At 35.7% G+C, this 20,182-nt stretch carries 18 protein-coding genes and 4 pseudogenes; 13 read left to right on the top strand and 9 right to left on the bottom strand.

Annotated elements, in window-relative coordinates; translation table 11 throughout:
* Window positions 1-191: 191 nt before the first annotated feature.
* Window positions 192-746, bottom strand: coding sequence for a co-chaperone DjlA (djlA, locus tag L3081_RS18025; protein ID WP_338027393.1), 555 nt, complete (start codon window positions 744-746; stop codon window positions 192-194).
* Complete coding sequence (locus L3081_RS28540) at window positions 730-1,017, bottom strand: co-chaperone DjlA (RefSeq protein WP_338027394.1); 288 nt, start codon at window positions 1,015-1,017, stop codon at window positions 730-732. The genes djlA and L3081_RS28540 overlap by 17 nt, the downstream gene beginning before the upstream one ends.
* Before the next feature lie 119 nt (window positions 1,018-1,136).
* Between L3081_RS28540 and L3081_RS18030 the strand changes: the two genes are divergently transcribed.
* From L3081_RS18030 to L3081_RS18055, 8 genes and pseudogenes are all read left to right on the top strand, one after another.
* The gene (locus L3081_RS18030) at window positions 1,137-3,233 is read left to right on the top strand and encodes an LPS-assembly protein LptD (RefSeq protein WP_242287437.1); all 2,097 of its coding nucleotides are present in this window, start codon (window positions 1,137-1,139) and stop codon (window positions 3,231-3,233) included.
* A 265-nt stretch (window positions 3,234-3,498) separates the two neighbouring features.
* A complete protein-coding gene (gene surA / locus L3081_RS18035) occupies window positions 3,499-4,809 on the top strand; it encodes a peptidylprolyl isomerase SurA (protein WP_242287439.1) in 1,311 nt (436 codons plus the stop codon).
* A 2-nt stretch (window positions 4,810-4,811) separates the two neighbouring features.
* Window positions 4,812-5,800 (top strand): annotated as a pseudogene (pdxA, locus tag L3081_RS18040) (4-hydroxythreonine-4-phosphate dehydrogenase PdxA).
* A 37-nt stretch (window positions 5,801-5,837) separates the two neighbouring features.
* A pseudogene (gene rsmA / locus L3081_RS18045) lies at window positions 5,838-6,726 on the top strand (16S rRNA (adenine(1518)-N(6)/adenine(1519)-N(6))-dimethyltransferase RsmA).
* Window positions 6,727-6,785: 59 nt separating this feature from the next.
* Complete coding sequence (locus L3081_RS29210; RefSeq protein ID WP_420839757.1) at window positions 6,786-7,055, top strand: metallophosphoesterase; 270 nt, start codon at window positions 6,786-6,788, stop codon at window positions 7,053-7,055.
* Between the two features lie 11 nt (window positions 7,056-7,066).
* A complete protein-coding gene (locus L3081_RS18050; protein ID WP_420839765.1) occupies window positions 7,067-7,648 on the top strand; it encodes a symmetrical bis(5'-nucleosyl)-tetraphosphatase in 582 nt (193 codons plus the stop codon).
* 269 nt (window positions 7,649-7,917) lie between these two features.
* Entirely contained in the window at window positions 7,918-8,052 is a 135-nt protein-coding gene (locus L3081_RS27195) for a hypothetical protein (RefSeq protein WP_274620608.1), read from the top strand.
* A gap of 866 nt (window positions 8,053-8,918) precedes the next feature.
* Window positions 8,919-9,936 (top strand): annotated as a pseudogene (locus tag L3081_RS18055) (methyl-accepting chemotaxis protein); the annotation flags it as partial.
* Window positions 9,937-10,133: 197 nt separating this feature from the next.
* On the opposite strand, the gene L3081_RS18065 reads toward L3081_RS18055, so the two are convergent.
* Window positions 10,134-11,618 carry a tetratricopeptide repeat-containing sulfotransferase family protein gene (locus L3081_RS18065; RefSeq protein WP_242287442.1) on the bottom strand — a complete coding sequence of 495 codons (1,485 nt, stop codon included), beginning with the start codon at window positions 11,616-11,618 and terminating at the stop codon, window positions 10,134-10,136.
* A 409-nt stretch (window positions 11,619-12,027) separates the two neighbouring features.
* On the opposite strand from L3081_RS18065, the gene L3081_RS18070 reads away from it, so the two are divergent.
* Window positions 12,028-12,234 carry a cold-shock protein gene (locus tag L3081_RS18070; RefSeq protein WP_033092258.1) on the top strand — a complete coding sequence of 69 codons (207 nt, stop codon included), beginning with the start codon at window positions 12,028-12,030 and terminating at the stop codon, window positions 12,232-12,234.
* 337 nt (window positions 12,235-12,571) lie between these two features.
* Here L3081_RS18070 and L3081_RS18075 read toward each other — a convergent pair whose 3' ends face one another.
* From L3081_RS18075 to arfB, 3 genes are all read right to left on the bottom strand, one after another.
* The gene (locus tag L3081_RS18075; RefSeq protein ID WP_242287444.1) at window positions 12,572-13,417 is read right to left on the bottom strand and encodes an HDOD domain-containing protein; all 846 of its coding nucleotides are present in this window, start codon (window positions 13,415-13,417) and stop codon (window positions 12,572-12,574) included.
* 83 nt (window positions 13,418-13,500) lie between these two features.
* Window positions 13,501-14,352 (bottom strand): DUF2797 domain-containing protein, encoded by an 852-nt coding sequence (locus L3081_RS18080; protein ID WP_242287446.1) that lies wholly within the window; start codon window positions 14,350-14,352, stop codon window positions 13,501-13,503.
* Between the two features lie 39 nt (window positions 14,353-14,391).
* Entirely contained in the window at window positions 14,392-14,814 is a 423-nt protein-coding gene (arfB, locus tag L3081_RS18085; protein WP_242287448.1) for an alternative ribosome rescue aminoacyl-tRNA hydrolase ArfB, read from the bottom strand.
* A gap of 89 nt (window positions 14,815-14,903) precedes the next feature.
* On the opposite strand from arfB, the gene L3081_RS18090 reads away from it, so the two are divergent.
* The 3 genes from L3081_RS18090 (at window position 14,904) to L3081_RS27205 (ending at window position 15,964) form a co-directional block, all read left to right on the top strand.
* Window positions 14,904-15,128 (top strand): GIY-YIG nuclease family protein, encoded by a 225-nt coding sequence (locus tag L3081_RS18090; protein WP_242287451.1) that lies wholly within the window; start codon window positions 14,904-14,906, stop codon window positions 15,126-15,128.
* Between the two features lie 97 nt (window positions 15,129-15,225).
* Window positions 15,226-15,612 (top strand): DUF3581 family protein, encoded by a 387-nt coding sequence (locus L3081_RS27200; RefSeq protein WP_274620609.1) that lies wholly within the window; start codon window positions 15,226-15,228, stop codon window positions 15,610-15,612.
* Complete coding sequence (locus tag L3081_RS27205) at window positions 15,557-15,964, top strand: DUF3581 family protein (protein ID WP_274620610.1); 408 nt, start codon at window positions 15,557-15,559, stop codon at window positions 15,962-15,964. The genes L3081_RS27200 and L3081_RS27205 overlap by 56 nt, the downstream gene beginning before the upstream one ends.
* A 49-nt stretch (window positions 15,965-16,013) precedes the next feature.
* Here L3081_RS27205 and L3081_RS18100 read toward each other — a convergent pair whose 3' ends face one another.
* Window positions 16,014-16,535: a hypothetical protein gene (locus tag L3081_RS18100; protein WP_242287453.1), complete on the bottom strand. Its 522-nt coding sequence runs from the start codon at window positions 16,533-16,535 to the stop codon at window positions 16,014-16,016.
* 144 nt (window positions 16,536-16,679) lie between these two features.
* On the opposite strand from L3081_RS18100, the gene L3081_RS18105 reads away from it, so the two are divergent.
* On the top strand, window positions 16,680-17,561 hold the full coding sequence (locus L3081_RS18105; RefSeq protein ID WP_242287455.1) for a DNA ligase: 882 nt from the start codon (window positions 16,680-16,682) through the stop codon (window positions 17,559-17,561).
* A 19-nt stretch (window positions 17,562-17,580) separates the two neighbouring features.
* Here the strand turns inward: L3081_RS18105 and L3081_RS18110 are convergent, their stop codons facing one another.
* Window positions 17,581-18,480, bottom strand: a complete 900-nt coding sequence (locus tag L3081_RS18110; protein WP_242287457.1) for a class I SAM-dependent methyltransferase — start codon at window positions 18,478-18,480, stop codon at window positions 17,581-17,583.
* Window positions 18,481-18,658: 178 nt separating this feature from the next.
* A pseudogene (locus tag L3081_RS18115) lies at window positions 18,659-20,081 on the bottom strand (sodium-dependent transporter).
* Window positions 20,082-20,182: the final 101 nt, after the last annotated feature.

Consider the following 20,182-nt stretch of genomic DNA (forward strand, 5'->3'; position numbering starts at 1 on the left):
GAAATATACCAATAAGTGATGAACACCCAAGACACAAGGGCGTTCAATATTCTTCGTCTGTATTATAAACCATACCAATTTCATTAATTAACCTCAGCTTAGGTTAATTAAGTGATCTATTTAATCCGTAGAAATGATCACATTGTTTGTGAGGTTGGTATCACCACTAACAGCGCACCGTTTCACCTTCTTTACTTCTCGTGCTTTGAAATCAAATCATACGCAGCTTGAATATCTTGCGTTTTTTCTTTTGCGGCTTCCATCATCGCGGGAGGTAACCCTTTAGCGATTAATTTATCAGGATGATGCTGTGACATAAGCTTACGATAAGCCTTTTTAATATCAGCTTTTGCATCGTCTTTACTAACACCTAAGATTTTATAGGCATTCTCTAACTGCCCTGCACTCGTTGGTGAGTTTTCGCCATTAAATTGCTGATACCCTGCCCCACCTTGCTGATTAAAAGCAGCACTGGCAATAATCATTTCTAACAAATTATCTAGCTGACGAGATGAATAACCTAATAATTTAGCGATGGTGTGTAATACTTCACGTTCTTTCGAATCCAAATCACCATCAGAAAAAGCCACTTGAATTTGAATTTCTAAAAACATCAAACGTAAATCATGTCGGGCACCACAAATACGTCTGAACTTACGTAATCGTTCTTGCAAAGGAAAACCTGTCGTTTTACCTTCACGAAAAGCATCTTGTGCTTGTTGACGCAATTCACTGGTTAAACCCAAACTTGTTCATATAGGCGCCGGCAAACGCAATCTCATGATTAGTCACTTGACCTTTAGCTTTAGCTACATGCCCCATCACTGAAAAAGTTGTGTAGAAAAAAGCTGCCTGACGGGCAACATCATCTTCCTTACCACCAGACATACCATCAAAATCAAAGCCTCGTCCACGATCAAACATGTGCCCCGCCCACATACCGAACAATGCTCCAAAGAAGTTTTTACTTAACATTAAGCCAAATAGAAACCCTAAAACTTTTCCCCAAATACGCATACGTTTATTATTTTCCTACACTTTAATTTGCTATTTACTCGCTACTCGTAGCGAGAAAGCGACATTTGCTATATCATATACGTTTCATTGCACATATTTAAGATAACCTTTACAAATAAATGCTTTTTCTTCGACTATCCCTTATTTTCATCACCTTATTTTGTGTGGTATTTTCAGTATTTGCATCTGCTACTGAAAATAGCGAAACACACTCCGAATCAGCCGAATTCACTCAACAATGCGCAATTCCTGTTTTTTCGCCCATGATAAGTGATGCACCTCAGATCACAGATGATAGTATTAACATTACCTCCAAGTATGCGAGTATTGAAAAAGACCAAGTCGCCAATTTTAATGGTGGCGTAATACTGTTAGATAAAAGTCAAACAATCAAAGCCGATCAACTCGCTTTTGATCGTTCATTAATGACCTTTAATGCGCAAGGTAATATACATTATCAGAACCAAAGTATTGATATTTTAGCCAGTGAACTTTACGCCAGTAAAAAAGATAAAAAAAGTACCATGCTTGATGCCGCCTATCAATTATATGGTAATCCTGGTCATGGAAGTGCTGATCAATTAGAAATTAGTGCCCAAAAAGGTTTAAGTTTACTCGATTCTACATTTACCACCTGTATTGGTGAAAACCCCGACTGGCAAATAAAAGCATCCGAAATAATAATATCAGCCGACGGTAGCGAAGGTGAAGCTTATCATGCACAAGTTAGATTATTTGATACCCCCATACTGTATTTACCCTACTTTACTTTCCCTGTATCTAAACAAAGAAAAAGTGGTTTTTTATACCCTAAAATTGGTAGTTCTAGTAACTCGGGGGTAGAAATTGAAATCCCTTATTATTGGAATATTGCACCCAATATAGACGCAACAATAACGCCACATTATATGTCTAAACGTGGTACTCAACTAAAAACAGAACTACGGTATTTGTCAGGGTTGCAAAATGGCAGTATTAATTTTGAATACTTAAACAAAGATAATGAACTAAGCGCTAATAGTGATGCACGTTACTTAACTAGATTTCAACATGTGGGAACTTTTTCTGATAATTTCCGAGCCTATGTTGATTACACCACAATAAGTGATGACAATTATTTAATTGACATTGGGTCTAACCAATACAATGCAAATGATGCCTATTTATACCAAGTTGGTGAGTTAGCTTATTTTGGTGAACAATGGCAAACCACCATAAAATTACAAGATTTTGAAGTACTCGGTAATCATCAATCAAGTTATAAAACATTACCTCACGTTGAAATATCTGCCCAAGAGCCATTTAAGCTGTTTTCCCAACAAAATTTATCTGGTCAATTTGAATTTAATTCTGAATTAACCAGTTTTCAAGCTCAATCTGACGATCAAGTCAGTGCGAATCGTTATCATGTTGAAGCAGGGGTAAGTTTTCCTATCTCCACACCTGCTTGGTTTTTAACTTCTGAATTTAAGTTAATGCACACTTATTATCAACAAGATAATATTCAAGCCGGTAGCACATTGAGCGAAACAGTGAATCGTACTTTACCTAAAGTTCGGTTTCATGGGGGGATTAATTTTGATAGAAATATTAATTTATTTGATAATGACTATACCCAAACAATAGAACCACAAATTCAATATTTGTACATTCCCGAAAAAAATCAAAGTAATATAGGTTTATACGATACAACCAAACTACAAGATGATTTTAATGGTTTATTTAGAGATAAAAGCTTTAGTGGTTTAGATAGAGTTGCTAGCGCTAACCAATATACATGGGGTGTAACGAGTCGCGTTCTTGATCAATCTAACTTAGAAGTTTTTCGATTGAGCATCGGTCGCATACAATATTTATCCACCAGCAACACAGTTGATGCTTTATTTGAATCTAATAATAACAATCTACAGTCTTCCGTGGCAGCGAGTTTGTTCTACCGTTTAAATCATAAGTGGCAAATCAGTAGCGATATACAATACAATACAGATGAGAGCTTCACGAATAAGAGCCAAGCAGCCGTTAATTATCAAATTGATAAATATAATTCAGTTCAATTGAACCATAGGTATGCTCGTAATGTCTCAGATAGTAGTTTAGAACAAATGTCATTACTCGCAAACTTTGCAATTAATAAAGACTGGGCTTTTGTAGGACGCTTAACGCAAGATTTAAAGGAGCAACGCAGCATAGAAAGTTATCTTTGGAATACAATTTGAAAGTTGCTGTTGGGCTATACGTATTGCCTATCATAGACATATAAATTCAAACTTAAGCGATAATGATTTTAACGACGAAAACCGTGATGATTTTAATAGTGGCTTTGAGTTACAGTTCATCATCAAGGGGCTCAATGGTAATCAGAAGACTATTGGCACACAAGATATGTTTAATTCAAGTATTTTTGGCTATAAGCGCCCATACTATTTACAAAATTAAACATAAAATAATTAATAATATTCCATAAACAAGATGTAATAATTCATGAAAAAATTAGTGAGCACTTTACTTAACACATTACTACTAACCAGTTTATTTTATACTGGGTTTCACACTATCGTACACGCCGAAGAAAAACAAATTGATAAGGTTGCTGCAATTGTCAATGAGGGCGTAGTGCTCGAATCTGAAGTACAAGATCTTCTCATTAACATAAAAAGACAGGCTGAAAAAAACGATCAGTCACTCCCCTCAGATAAAGCGTTACGCACGCAAGTAATGGATAAGTTAATTAACGATAGCTTACTGCTACAAATTGGTGAGCGCATGGGGATACAAGTCAGTGATGCTCAGTTAGACCAAACGATTACCAATATGGCAAAAGAAAACAACCTCACTTTATCTCAATTTAGACAAGCACTGATAAAAGATGGTGAAGATTATGAAAAGTATAGAGAGAATGTTCGTGTTGAGTTGATTTCTGGTGAAGTTAGCCGTAATAGCGTTCAACGCCGTATTTATATTTCACCACAAGAAGTCTCCAATTTATTAGATTTAATGAAAGAGCAAACAAATAATAATGTTGAATACCACTTGGGTCATATACTTATTGAATTTCCTGCCAATGCAACACAAGCAGACTTAACAGCAAGTAAAGACCGTGCCGATAAAGTTATAGAATTGCTAAACTCTGGCTCTGATTTTAAGAAAATAGCAATAGCTTCATCAGGCGGTGCAAATGCACTTGAAGGTGGTGATTTAGGTTGGAAAAACATTAATGAAATGCCAACACTTTTTTCTGAACTAATCGATGGTAAAGACAAAGGTACTGTCGTTGGCCCAATTCGTACGGGTTTAGGTTTTAGTATTGTCAAGGTGCTTGATATTCGTGGTCGCCAAGTAGTTGAAGTTGAAGAAGTATTAGCCGCCCATATTTTAATCAAACCGTCAATTATTTTAAGTGAAGCTAAAGCTGAAGCCCAACTACAAGGAATGCCGGACAAAATTGAAGCAGGAGAAGCTAACTTTGCCGATCTTGCTAAAGAGTTTTCTGAAGGTCCTACATCCGTGAGAGGCGGGGATTTAGGTTGGGCGGACCCAAATAACTACGATCCTGCATTTAAAGAAGCCCTTGCAACAATGAAAATTGGAGAATACCACAAACCATTTCGTTCTTCATTTGGTCGGCACATCATTCAATTAAATGACCGTCGCATGGTTGATGCAACATCACAAATGAATCAAAGACGTGCTTATCAAATACTTCACAATCGTAAATTTGGTCTTGAAAGTGCTCGATGGATCAAAGAAACTCGTGATGAAGCTTACATAGAAATTTTTGAACAGGATAAATAATTATGACTAAACGTGTTGCTATTACGCCTGGCGAACCTCCGGTATCGGCCCTGATTTAGTTATTACAATCGCGCAGCAGTCTTGGCCTGTAGAACTTGTTGTTGTGGCGTCTAAAGCCCTAATAACAAATCGTGCCAAACAATTAAATTTACCCATTACGCTGATAGACTACGATCCTAATGAGCAAGCGCGTCCACAGGCAAAAAATACCTTAACGATACTTGACGTACCGTTAGCTCAACCAACAGTTCCTGGCATCCTTGATGTGAACAATGGCGTTTATGTTGTCGAAACACTCAAAGTAGCCAGTGATAAAAATATATCAGGTGAATTTGATGCTGTCGTCACCGGCCCCGTAAACAAAGGCTTAATCAATAAAGCAGGTGTACCTTTTAGTGGACATACTGAGTTTTTTGCCCACCAAGCAAATTGTTCCGATGTTGTGATGATGCTAGCAACTAAAGGTTTGCGCGTAGCACTAGTAACAACGCATATACCGTTAGCATATGTATCTAAAGCGATCACTTTTGAAAGATTACAAAAAGTAACACGTATTCTTCACGAAGATTTGAAAACTAAGTTTGGCATTCAATCTCCAAAAATTTATGCCTGTGGCATTAACCCCCATGCAGGAGAAGATGGACACTTAGGTCGTGAAGAAATAGAAACAATGGAACCTGCTTTTGCCCGACTTAGAGAAGAAGGCATCAACATAATAGGTCCTTTACCTGCGGATACTATTTTTCAAGAAAAATACCTGAAAGATGCCGATGCAATTCTAAGTATGTATCATGATCAAGGCTTACCAGTATTGAAATATAAAGGCTTTGGTTCATCAGTAAATATTACGTTAGGTTTGCCTTTTATCCGTACATCAGTTGACCATGGCACCGCGTTAGAATTAGCAGGTACTGGAAATGCTGATTCAGGCAGTATGATGGAAGCCATTAATAGTGCCATCTACTTAATAAATAATAGCGCCCCACATTAAGTACATATGAGCATCGCCTGAACATTCGAGAATATTTATGAACAGTAAAACCCACTTAGGTCACCAAGCAAAAAAGCGCTTTGGTCAAAATTTTCTTCATAATGATGCTGTTATTAGTGACATTATCGATGTAATCAATCCTGAACCAGGTGAAAACTTAATTGAAATTGGTCCAGGTCTTGGTGCATTAACTGAGCCTGTAGTTGAACGAGCAAAAAAGTTATCCGTAGTAGAGTTAGACAGAGATCTTGCCCATAGATTACGCCATCACCCTTTTTTAGCACCGCATTTAACTATTTATGAAACCGATGCCTTAAATTTTGATTTTTCTCAACTAGTCAAAGAAGAAAACGGCATTGAAAACCCATTACGTATTTTTGGTAATTTACCTTATAATATTTCTACACCACTTATTTTTCACCTATTAACCTTTAAAGATAAGGTTAAAGATATGCATTTCATGCTACAAAAAGAAGTGGTTGAACGTATGGCATCGGGTCCAGATTGCAAAGCCTACGGCCGATTATCTATTATGACTCAATACCAATGTCAAGTGTTCCCTGTCATGGAAATAGGTCCTGAAGCATTTAAACCCCCCAAAAGTTGACTCAGCTATTGTGCGTTTAATCCCTCATAAAGTGATTAAAAACCCAGTCAAAGATATTAATGCTTTGAATACGGTTTGTTTAGCAGCCTTCAATCAACGAAGAAAAACCATTCGAAACAGTTTTAAAAAGTTAATGAGTGAAGAACAGTTAAGTAGTCTTGGTATCGACGCTAACTTACGCCCTGAAAATTTATGTCTTGATGATTATATTAAACTCGCCAATTTTATTGTAGAGAACCCTCCTCTTGAAGAAGTAGAAACACAACATAAAAAGCAATCGAGACGGGCACAAAGAAGAGCAGCAGAACAGCAAGACTGATTAACGCGAAACATTGTAAACGAAATGCTCAGGTAACAGTTAAGGAGAATATTGGTGATATGGCTATTTATTTAGTTGGTGACATTCAAGGCTGTTACAGAGAACTAAAAGCACTCTTAAAGCAAGTAGCTTTTAACCCCACATTAGACCAATTATATTTAGCCGGCGATCTCGTTGCCAGAGGCCCTGACTCCTTAGCGACTTTACGATTTGTTAAGTCGCTCCATCAATCAGCCAAAGTGGTGCTAGGTAATCACGATCTTCATTTACTCTCGGTTTACGCGGGATTAAAAAAGTCAAAAAACAAGATCAGCTTGACGAATTACTAGCCGCAGAAGACATTGAAGACCTAATGACTTGGTTAGCTCAACAACCTTTATTGCAACAAATTGGGCAAGACAATGCTTACATGAGCCACGCGGGAATACCACCGCAGTGGGATTTACAACAAGCAATTGAACAAGCAAACTTTGCAAATGTACGACTAAGTTCTCCAGATAGAAACCATTGGCTTGCAGCCATGTACGGAGAAAAGCCTGATGATTGGCAACAAGTAAAGACCGAAGAAGATAAGTTTCGTTATACTGTTAACGCGTTTACTAGAATGCGTTACTGCTTTGAGGATAAACGATTAGAATTTGCAAACAAATCATCCCCTGACGCACTCAAATCGAACAGTCAGCCTGCCCCACATATACAACCTTGGTTTGAATTATCTCCAACAATTACTCAAACAACTTGGGTTTTTGGTCACTGGGCCGCCCTGATGGGACATTGCTCTGTACCCAATATTTACGCCCTAGATACTGGTTGTGTGTGGGGAAATCACTTAACTTTATTACGTTGGCATGATAAAAAAACATTTACTGAACCTTCCCATAAACGAGGGATTCAAACTAAACAGTTAAAATTAAACAATTAATACTAAATATAGATGAAAAAAATATGTAGCTTGATATACTAAATTATTAAGGTTTATTATCAATAGGTCTTAATATAATAATAAACAAGGAAGAGTGAGAAGATCACCTAAAGCAAACTAGGCTTTGCCAAAGGATTTTATACGGATATAGTGTTACTGAGAATATACTAAAAATAATAAAATAAACTAACATATGAGAATGATGACTTAGTCCCTTAACTTCACTGTTCTTTAACGCAAAAATTGGTTCAAATTAATCGGTGGTATCTATGAATTTTACTGTAGCAATGAAAATAATCGGTGGTTTTGCCATCATTTCAATTCTACTCATTATAACTAGCGTAATTTCGCTGTTTAACTTAAACACAATCAGCGAATCAACTAGCCAAGACAAAGTCAATTAGCCATTCCAACATTAAAAGCAAGTAATAAACTAGCCTTAGAATTAGGTCAAATGACAAATACAACGCTAGAAGGCTTTTACCAGTCTGACGTTACTTTGCTAACACAAAATTTAACAAATTATAATGCGATAGCCGAACAGTTTATTCCTGAATTTAAGGAATTAAAAAGCTTAGTCCAAACAGAAACCGTCTTAATTAGTAACTTAAATAAAGTCACTGATGTTTTTACTGCTTTCAATGACGCCGCCGTCACTGTGTTTGAAAGTAGAAAAAAATCAATTGAACAGAAAACCAGTTTAAAAGAAAAAGTGAGCAACTTAGAAGAACAAGCAGACGATGCCGTTACTTTATTACTTGATTTAGCCGACCATCGTTTAGCCGAAAGTAAACTACAACGTGCTATCAGCTTGAGTGAGCAGTTAGAGAATCAATTAAATGCTATTGTGACTTCTTCTTTAGAGTATAGCGACACCTTATCAGACAGTACGGCAGAGTTGATAGAAAGTGAAATATCGTTCAGTTTGCAAAGTGCGCAAACGTCAGTTAATGAGATTATTGCTGAATTAACGATGAACGATATTGAAAGTATCGCGAATGAATTATCTGAGTCTTTTACGAGTATTGAAGTCTTACTGTCATCAGATCAAGGCATTTTATTTCATAAGAGAGCACAATTAGCCGCTAACCAACAAGCTAAAGCGAAGTTAAAAGCAGTTAAAGAGTTCGCGCATCAAGCAAATAAAATATTAGAAAAACAAGTCGACTTGGCTAACCAAGCCACCCTTGCTTCAAGTGAGCTTGTTAAAAATTCAGTTTCGAGTGGTAATAATAAAACCATTATTATTGCTATCATCTCAATCATTATTGCTATTACGATTGCCCGTTTGACACTAATTAGTATTACTCGTCCTCTTAGCCGTGTTAACGATATGCTAAATATTGTTGCTTCAGGTGATCTATCACGTAAATTAGATGAAAGTGGTAAAGATGAATTTGCACAGTTATCTAAAAACTGTAATTTACTCATTGATAGCTTGCGTACCTTGATTGAAAGCATAGTCAACCGTTCTTCACAACTTGCCGCCGCAGCAGAACAAACATCAACTGTTACCGCAGAAAGTACGATAGCAATTGAGGAACAACGTAACCAAGTAGAACAAGCGGCTTCTGCAACGACTGAAATGAGCAGTACAGCTCAAAGTGTATTATCTAGCGCAAATGATGCGCTTGGCGAAATCAAGCACGCTGATGATGAGGCTGAGCGAGTTAAATTAATTTCTGGGCGCAACCGTCACACTATAGAACAACTGGCACAAGAAGTAGATTCTGCAGCCCAAGTAATCAACCAACTACAACAAGATAGCGCTTCTATTGGTAGTATACTTGATACTATTCGAGGTATTGCAGATCAAACTAATTTACTTGCATTAAATGCAGCGATTGAAGCGGCTCGTCCGGTGAACAAGGTCGTGGTTTTGCCGTCGTTGCCGATGAGGTGAGAACGTTAGCAAGCAGAACTCAAGAGTCAACGTCTGAAATCCAGACAATGATTGAATCACTGCAAACAGGTGCAGGTAAAGCCGTTACCGTTATGGATCCGGCAAATTAAAAGCAAGTGATTGTGTTGCACAATCAGAAGAAGCAGATAAAGCGCTAGAAACTATTACACATGCCGTACATGAAGCATTTGATCGTAGCTCACAAATTGCAAGTGCAGCTGAAGAACAAAGTGTGGTAGCACATGAAATCAGTGAAAACCTTGAATCTATCGTTGCTATTGCTGAGCAAACTACGGCAGGTTCAAAACAAACAGCGGAATCAAGCAGTGAAGTAGCTCGACTTTCGGAAGAATTACAACAATCTGTCCAAGAATTTAAATTATAAAAACAACTTATACTAGTTTCATTAATGAAGTGATTTATTTTAGCAAGTAGAAATGATCACATAGTTAGTGAGGTTGGTATTAATAAAAAGCCTGCTTTTTTTATGAAAAGCAGGCTTTTTTATATTCACAAAAAATCAATTATTATATCAAGACCGTTATTTCCCACTCAGCAAGAATAAATTTAATAGAATTTGTATTAAGATAATTCATTAAAACAACTAGGGAGATACTCTTCGTAAGGTTTCCAAGTAGTTTTGATTTTTTTATTTAATCCATTTCTAAGCTGAATATCACTTAACGTATTAATATGCCTTGACTCGTTAGCAAAATCTAAACACGCATTTTCAAAGTCTAATGAGCAAAAATCAAGTAGTTCAGTTAAGGCTTCTTTAGGTTTGGCAACGAGACTTTCATAACTAATATGATGTATAAACTCTGGTAGCACATTATGCCAATGCAGCATTACTTGTCGATAGTACCTATGGTATTTAGCTATTTCCGTTAATGAACAAAAATAAGGTTCAGGTGCATCAAAATGGTTGGTAAAAATAGACCAACTGACTGACTTTACATCACGTGAAATGTGAATAACTTTCGCTTGAGGAAAAAGCATTCTAATCAAACCAATAGACTGATAATTAGCCGGCATTTTATCTATAATAAATTTTGCACTAGGTGCTAATGCTTGCATATTCGATAAATAATGTTCCCCTAACGTTTCACATTGTTTTACGCTGAGTTGCTGACATCCCTGAGGGAATTCTTGCTTCGTTAATTGAAAAATGCCTTGTGCAATATCACCCGCTAAAAAAGGTAGCTCTCCTGCAGAGCTAATTTCACTGTGGCTAATTAGCATTTGTTCTAATAAGGTCGATCCTGAACGTGGCTGCCCCACGATGAATATCGGAGTCAATTTCGATTTATTTACAGCTTGAGAGCTTAGAGTTCGAGAATTTTCTAACTGATTTTGTTTGATTTTTTTAATAAAGTCAGATGAAAAAGTGTTTATTAACAAAGCAAAGTAGTCAGCCATATCAGCGACTGAAAAGCTTACTTGTGAAACTTGCAGTGAATTAGCTTGACTATAATGGTGAAAAGCTTGCTTATAGTCTTTTGTTTGATTAAATAATTGCGCGAAGGAATAATGAAGTAGAACCTGCTCTTGATGAGTAAATTGGGTTTTCGGGTCAATTAATTTAGATAAAAAGGTCTGCGCATGCACATCTAATTCATTATGTATTTTTAAGCGCACTTTTAAACAAAACACACGAACATTACTCGAATCTATATCAAAAAGTTTATCTAAATAATTTTTAGCTTTCTCAACTTGATAAGATTGGGAATAAAATATGGCTAAAGCAAGTAAACTCGGACAATAGTCTTTTTTAATAGCATAAGCGTTTAACAACGCTTGCTCTGCCTGCTCGAATCGTTGTAGCTTTTGACACGATTGAGCTAAAGATAGCCATAGTGGGGGGATGTTTTCTGATAATTGTACGCAACGACTAAAAATATCATAACTAGCTTGATAACTGTCGAGTGCAAGTGCAACTTTACCCAGGCCCCACAACGCGTCAAGATCATTAGGGTTTTGTTTCAGCAACTGCCGATATAGCTGTTCAGCTTGTTTAATTTGATTTTTTTGAAAAAATAGGTTTGCTTGAACGATTAAACTCATCATAACATTGTTTGTTTTTTTGCCTCATTTACCTAGTATAAATTATTTAAAGGAATGATATACAAATAAACAACAGCTGTTGTTTGAGGTATGATATGGTGGGTGTAAAACGACTATAGCCTAGCCAACCATATGTAAACGCTATACCAACAAACAAACAGATATTATTTCAATAAAAAACTGAGCATGTGTATATTTCTATTGACAATAACGTACACCGATATATAATGCAATTCGCTTGAAGTTAGTTTTATTTTTTTGTACACCATTTCGACGTTATATTAGTAGCTCGTCCTGATTTATAAGTAATAGCAACTTTTTTTAGCAAACCCGCTTTAATATTCTGTATGTAATTTGTATTACACTGAGCTTAAAGCACAATTACTCATAAATTTAAAATAGGATGACTATTATGTCTACTACTACTGGTACAGTAAAATGGTTTAACGAAGCTAAAGGTTTTGGTTTCATCGAGCAAGAAAATGGCCCTGACGTTTTCGCTCATTTCAACGCAATCGTTGGTGAAGGTTTCAAAACTTTAGCTGAAGGTCAAAAAGTTGAATTCACAGTTACTGATGGTCAAAAAGGCCCTCAAGCTGAGAACATTGTTGCACTTTAATCTTTTATAATTAAAGTCACAAGAAAAGCGAGTATCTTAATGATAACTCGCTTTTTTTATGTCTAAAATTTATTGTTGTTAAACAATAAATTTGCGCCTATAGCAACTAAGTAAATTATCAAAGATGAATCAATAAATATAATACCAGTTTCATTAATTAACTGATCTATTTTATACGTAGAAAAAATTGCCAAATACAAGGCACTTATTTCAATAACGAGTTGTTCTAATTATTAAATAAATAGCGATGTAGTTGGTGGTTTTAGCAAGTAGAAATGATCACATGGTTAGTGAGATTGATATTACCTTTAACGCATAACGAAAGTCGAAACTAAACTTAGTAAATAGTAACCGCTCTTGGGTTTAACACTGCCAATATACCTAAACGTTCCATATTACAATATTCTATAGAAGTACTTAACAGCTCATTTGTGATGCCTAGTGAAGATAATTGTATTCCGCTTAAAAGTTGTTCTTGATTCTTCGAACTCAACAATTTTTGGTGTGTCGTAATTCGCTTAGCAATAAAAAGCAACTGACTTTCTGTGTTAATTAAATCAAATCTATCTTCATCTTGGTTTCGAATAGGTGACACAATGTTGTATGGTAACTGCCACAACTTTAACATTTCAGCACCACACTCGCCAAATGTAAACCCTAGTACATCACGCTGAATAACCCAAGGTAAATCACTCCCTTCTTTATTTTGACACTCTACAATTTTATCGGGAGAAATTTGTTTTATGATCAACTCCCCTAAATTATGTAATATACCCAAAATAAACAATCGCTCTGCGTTAGGGGTATTTAAACTACACCCTAAAAACTTAACTAACAAAGCACAATCAACACTCTCTTCCCAGAAATTTTCTAAGAAATTTTGATCTGCATTAATTGATTTAAATGCCTGCGTAGTAAAATAAGCAATAACTAGGTTGTAAACCTCTGTAATGCCTAAAACTAACACTGCTTTTGATATGGTATCGATTTTACCGGGATAATTGAAAAAAGAGCTATTAGCTAGCTTTAAAATAGTCCCGGAAAGTGCAGGGTCAAGAATAATTACATCATTGATATCGTCGATAGTTGAAGATTCGTTATCAATTAACTCTTTAATTCTGATAAATGAATCTGACAAAACAAAAATATCACCTGCTGTTGTTGCGTAGTCAGTAGCCGTCATAAATCGCCATCCGTTGAGATTATTTTTTGGTAAACACACATATAAATATAATTTAGCACAGTTTTAAAAAACTCGATAACAAATCAATACTCGACACTTATTTGATAAGACGAGAATTTACGCATATTAATAACTCCTTTTTCAAAAATCAAATACTGTCCTTTTATCCCAAGTAAGATGCCTGATACTATAGGAGTTTTATCAAAATTAAACGAACTGATTTTTGTTAAATAGCGGCTAACTGGGTATTCAATTTCAACAATATCTTCATTTAAATACTGTACAGCCTCTTCACCAAACTTCAGGGTTATTTCGTCTAAACGCTGAGAAATTTTAGGCATTAGTAACTTTGCTTGCGCTTTTAAATCGATTTTTTCATTGCCGCCCTTAAGCATGGCACGCCAATTGGTTTTATCGCCAATATATTCAGCCAAGGCAGTTTCGACCAATCCTGACTGCAAGCGTGTGCTTACCTTAAATATTGCTAGTGCTTGCGTTGCCCCTTGGTCTATCCAACGGGTAGGCAGTTGTGTGTGACGAGTAATGCCTACCTTTAACGCTGAGGTATTTGATAAATAGACATAATGATCAACCATGCAATGTTGCTCCCCCCACTGAGGCTCTCTGCAAGTTCCTAAATGGTAGTGACAGCTTTCTGGTTTCATAATACACATATCACATTGAGCGAGCTTGATCATACAAGGATAACAAAAGCCCTGAGAATAACTTTTTTTAGTGGCTTTGCCACAATGTTTACAAGCAATTTTTCCCTGAAAGGTTAGCGTTAATTCTTTTCCTATCAGTGGATTTAGTGCAATACTTTGGTGTTCGCTATTCTCATCAATAGCCGCTAGCGGTAATTGGTATTGAACAAGGTTATTAGAATCAAGTTGCGCCGTTAATTTTTCAATGGCACCTATTGCTGAAATTGGCATTCTTACTCTCTTAAATTATTAAATAGCTATCTATCTTATTCATATAGACCTAACGCTAGGTTTTTGACGGGTCTGTTTCACTGTTTTTTTATTTGCTTTGCTTGTTAAACGTCTTTGAACAGAGCCTTTCGTTGGTTTAGTTGGTTTTCGCTTCTTCGGTGCTACCATCACCGATGTGATGAGCTCTTTAAGTCTATTTAAGGCATCTTCTTTATTCATTTCTTGTGTACGAAAAGATTGTGCTTTAATAATAACAACCCCTTCTTTTGTAATACGGGTATCTTTTAAGCTTAATAGCCGCTTTTTAAAAATATCAGGTAAAGATGAACGTTTTATATCAAAACGTAAATGAATGGCGGTTGCTACTTTATTGACTCGTTGACCGCCATTTCCCATAGAACGAATAGCAGTAAGTTCAATTTCCCACGCAGCTAAACTAACATTATTTGATATATCTAACACTTTTAATTACCATTCATTAATCTTTAGTTTGTTTTACATTGACTCAATGACAATACAAAAAATTTGGTACGTATATTTATTACGTTGCAATGATAATAGTCTATATCTTTGGTATCACAACCGACGTTAGTCGCCGCCTTCACCAACACAATCATACCAAGCTTGGCGCTAAGTATACTAGAGCAAAACGCCCAGTAACACTCGCTTTTATTGAAACAGCATCTGATAAAAGTACGGCAAGTAAACGTGAATATCAACTACGAAAGCTTACAAAAACACAGAAAGAAAGATTAGTGAGTACTTACCTTGAGTGATTTTTTAGCACTTATAAGTCTTTATACTCTTTTTTATTTCGATAAATTAATTGATTACTGTTAGAATGCCTCGTTTTTTAAAATGAAGTGAATATTTATGCCTGAAAACGTTATCCCCAACGAAACTATGTTTATTGAGCAATATTGCGCTATCAATAAAGAAAAAATCAGTTTTACCCGTCAACAAGGCAGTGACTTTGCCAAGCAAGTGGCTGACGATTTCAATCCATTACATAATATTGAAGCTAAGCGATTTTGTGTTCCAGGTGACTTATTATTTTCTGTGATTATTGCCAAAGCCGGTTTGCACCAAGAAATGAGTTTTAATTTTTCTGGTATGGTTAATGATAACCTTACCCTGACTTTTCCTACTGAAATTAATGATAGTTTCGATATTGTTGACGATAACGACAAGACATATTTAACCATTGAAGCCGGCCGGAGAAAAAACTCATTGTCCTTCGTTAATCAATGCATTAACTAAAGCTTATGTAGATTTTTCTGGCCATACTTTTCCTGATATTCTTGTCAAGTTAATGACTGACAACAATGTCATGATTAACCCTGCTAGACCGATGGTAATGTATCAGTGTATGAAAATAAGTCTTAGCCGTCTTGATATTAAAACGCTTACGTTACAATTGGCAAAAACTAGTCTGTCAATTGACGCAAAACGTGGTGATGCATGGCTAGAATTTGATTTAATCAGCGAAGGTAAAATTGTAGGGCATGGTAAAAAACACATGTTGCTCAGTGGCTTGCGTGATTACTGTCAAGACAGTGTGGACAACATGGTTGAGCAATATAAAGAAAGTAAAAATAGCTACAAAGGTTAATTACAAATTAGGGACTCTCTTATAGAGTCCGGCCTAAAAAATACTTACCTCACTCTTTATAACTCTCTTCAAAATCGGCTCTTTGTTTTTGCTTATCTTCAGTACAATAAGCAAATATAGACAAATTTTTCGGACGCATGCATTGGCTAGGTTGTTGGTAATACAATAACCACGCTTGTTTTTTCTCTCCTTTGTACTTTGACCTAACGACAATTGGACTGTTAGTTTTAAACGGATTTACTGTATCTGTTTTATTAAAATTTATATTTTTTACTTTAGCGCTGCCAACTGCCTTAGTTTTTTTACGTTTTTTCTTAGCTTTTCTCTTTGTTTTTTTCGTAGATTTATTTAATTGTTTTGCGCTACTATTTTCGCATTGCCACCATTGATCACGTGCCTTGTCTTCACGCTTTCGTAAACTAATGCCTTTATTTTTTGAATAACCACTTCGTTGTAATGCTTGGACTTTATGCAATTTTTCGAGTAATGGTTTGCAACGTTTTTTTGCCATTACTAAAGGTGAAAAAATAAAACACGCGATAATACACAGTACACAGATAAGTTGTGACATATATTCGATCCTTGAATAATTTATTGAATAATCCATTGTTATTTTGCTGAACTTAAATTTAATGAACTTATATTTAATACATTTAAGCATAGCTGAAATTTTAGACTATGCTTAAATGTATTCGAAATAACATGGATGTTTATAATGCAAAAATCTTATTTAAATAAATATTTTTTCTCATCTTACATTTTTCTTGGTTTTTTACTGCTACATAGCCAAATAAAAGCACAACCCAATGCCCAAATAAAACCTGAAATACAACACGCTAAACCCTATAAAATTGTAGATGATATCAATCAATACTGGATATCAGAAAAACTGGACGGCATACGTGGCTACTGGGATGGAACACAATTACTAACTAGGCAAGGTAATACCATTCATAGTCCAACGTGGTTTACACAAGACTGGCCTCATAATGTCATGGATGGTGAATTATGGATTGCAAGAAACCAGTTTCAAGCAACATTATCTTGTGTCAAAAAACTCACCATTGATGAGCAGTGTTGGCGTAATGTTCGCTTTATGATTTTTGACCTTCCTAAACATAAGGGCACATTTACCCAAAGAATTACTACAATGAAAAGGCTAATAGAACAAACTGATTCAACATTTTTAACTATGATCAGGCAATTTAAACTACAAAGCACACAACAATTAGAAACCACCCTTAACGAGGTTATTGCTCAGCAGGGAGAAGGGTTAATGTTACACCTTGGAAGTGCTTTTTATCATGTAGGGAGAACAGCCAATATAATGAAGCTAAAGAAGTACCAAGATGCAGAAGCAGCCGTTATAGGGTATACGAACGGTAAGGGTAAATATTTAGGAATGTTGGGCGCTTTAACAGTAAAAACCCCCAACGGTACTATATTTAATATTGGCTCTGGCTTTACAGATGAGGAGCGTGTTAATCCTCCACCAATTGGCAGTATTATTACTTACAAATTTAATGGTAAAACTCAAGCGGGTATTCCAAGATTCGCCCGATTTTACCGTATTAGAAACCGTAAAATAACAAAATAAGCAACCTATTTGACGAATATTACACAGGTTGATATGAAAAAACTAAAACTTTAAGCCCCTTACCCTCATGTGCCTCTTTAAACACCTTAGGGTTGTCTAATCGGTGTTCAAAAATACAATCAGGGCACTCTCTTAACACTTCATTTTTTAAAAACTGTTCATCTAAATCTGGAGAATTCAAACAAAGTAATAACTGCGCTCCTTTGTCCATCCATTGTGGAATTTTTCGTAAGATTTTAGCGTAATCTCGTTCGATATTCACGCTGCCTTTCTGAAATGATGGCGGATCACAAATCAACAGATCATACTTACCATATTTTTTAATACGGCTATTTGATTTAAAAATATCAACACCTTCAAAAATAATTTGCTTTCCTTCTTTTTTTGACAATTTATTTAATTGATGGTTTTCTCTGCCTTTACTTAATGAGGATTTACTTAAATCAATATTAACAACGCGCTGCGCTCCGCCCGCTATAGCTACGACTGAAAAAGCACAGGTATAAGCAAACAAATTAAGAACATTTTTATTAGCCGCCTGTTCGTAAACCCAAGATCGTCCATTAGCCATATCTAAAAACAAACCGCTGTTTTGCGCTTTACCTAGCTCAATGTGATAGGAAAGCCCGTGCTCAGTAACAAGGGTATTATCAATAACGTCACCTACTAAAACCTGAGTCGGCGCAAACTTTTCATAGCGACGTTGCACTTGTACACTCTTACACAAGGGGGTTAAATCATGTAAAGCTTGTGCTTGTGCTAATAACCAAGCTTCATCAACTACTTGGTATAAAGTAATTAAAATAACAGGTGAGAGCCAATCAACATTCACATGAGATAAGTTTTCATAGGCATGTCCGCGGCCATGAAATAAGCGTTGGCAATCGGTAAAGTCTGTAGCAACAATATAGTTGAGCATAAAAGTAGTTTGATTCAGTATAAATGGGAAAAGATTAATAAATTATATCAGTTGATTAAACTGATTTTCTACTTACTGAGGATTTATATAAAAACAAAAAAAACGAGTAATAATAATATTACTCGTTTTTGTATCCAAACTTATAGCTGAACTCGTACCTAAACTCTGCGTTTGTGTGTTAAAAACCGAACAAGTTCACTGCAAAGAATTTCTGAGCAACAGTATTAATAAAAATAACTAATACAATGGTGGAATAAAAGTGCCTAAAGAGAAGTTAATATATTTTTCTATCCATGAACCAATATAATGATCATTTCCGATACTTAAATGTTCGGATAACTTTTTACTCTTCCATCGATAACTGACAAACACACATAATAAAAAGCCATTAAGCGGTAAAATAGTGTCATAGAAAACATCATAAACAATATCGAAGAAAGATTTGCTACCACCTGCATATGAAGTAAATTCAGTAAAAAAAGTAACCATACCAAATGAAATAGTAGCAAAAACAGTTAAAACACCGGCCGTCATTAATAAGATAGAAAGCGCTTTTTTACGACTGTGTTTTTTCTCTGTCACTAAATACGAAACAGGTACTTCAATAATGGATACAAGCGAAGTTATTGCAGCAAAGAACACCAAAATAAAAAAGAATGCAGCAACAGCACTTGCACCAATATAGCCAATTGAGGTTTGTAAGGCTAAAAATATTTTAGGAAGAAAGGTGAATATCAATGAAACGGAGCTATCACTTAATTCGCTAGGATTCACATTAGGGTTAAACGAGAATACAGCCGGTAAAATCATTAAGCCCGCGACAAAAGCGACACCAGTATCCGTGATGGCAACCAACTTAGCGGAATTAGGAATGTTAGTTTTATTATCAATATATGAGCCATAAGTAATTAAAATCCCCATCCCCAAAGATAACGAAAAGAATGCCTGAGATAAGGCACCATTAATCACGCTAGGGGTAATTTTACTAATATCTGGAATTAAGAAAAATTCAACGCCTGCTAAGGCATTATCAAGGGTTAATACAAAAATAACCATGATAATTAACATGAAAAATAAAGCAGGCATTAATGTTTTCGCCGCTTTTTCAATACCATCTTTAACGCCAACAACTAAAATAAAGTTAATAATTGCAGCAACAAAAGCCATTGCCACAAATAAATAGGGGCTAGTGATAAACTCACCAAAACCGGCACCACTAGCCAAATAATCTAATTGGCCAGAAAGGGTTAAGACAATATAGCCAAAAATCCATACGGTAATTACCATATAAAATACAGCAATCATAAAAGGAGTAAGTACTCCTAAAAACCCAAAGCTCCCCAAAGTGAACTATTACCACTGAGTGACTTATAAGCCCCTACAGGCTCTTTAGCTGTTTTTCTACCAACTGCCATTTCAGCAATCATAACAGGTAAACAAATTAAAAAAACAAACAGTGCATATAGCACTAAAAATGCTCCGCCACCATTTTTTGCTGCATTAACAGGAAACCCAACCAAATTACCAATACCAACAGCAGAACCTGCCGCCGCAAGAATAAAACCAATACGGGAACTAAAATGCTCTCTTGATGCGCTCATAAACTTCCTTCACTTATCGTTATACTTATTATAATTTTAATTTAAAACTATTCGATGCTAGCAAGCTTTATTAATCTTGTCTCCTATGCAGGCTTCCTTCA

The organism is Colwellia maritima (assembly GCF_022669015.1).
GTDB lineage: Bacteria > Pseudomonadota > Gammaproteobacteria > Enterobacterales > Alteromonadaceae > Colwellia > Colwellia maritima.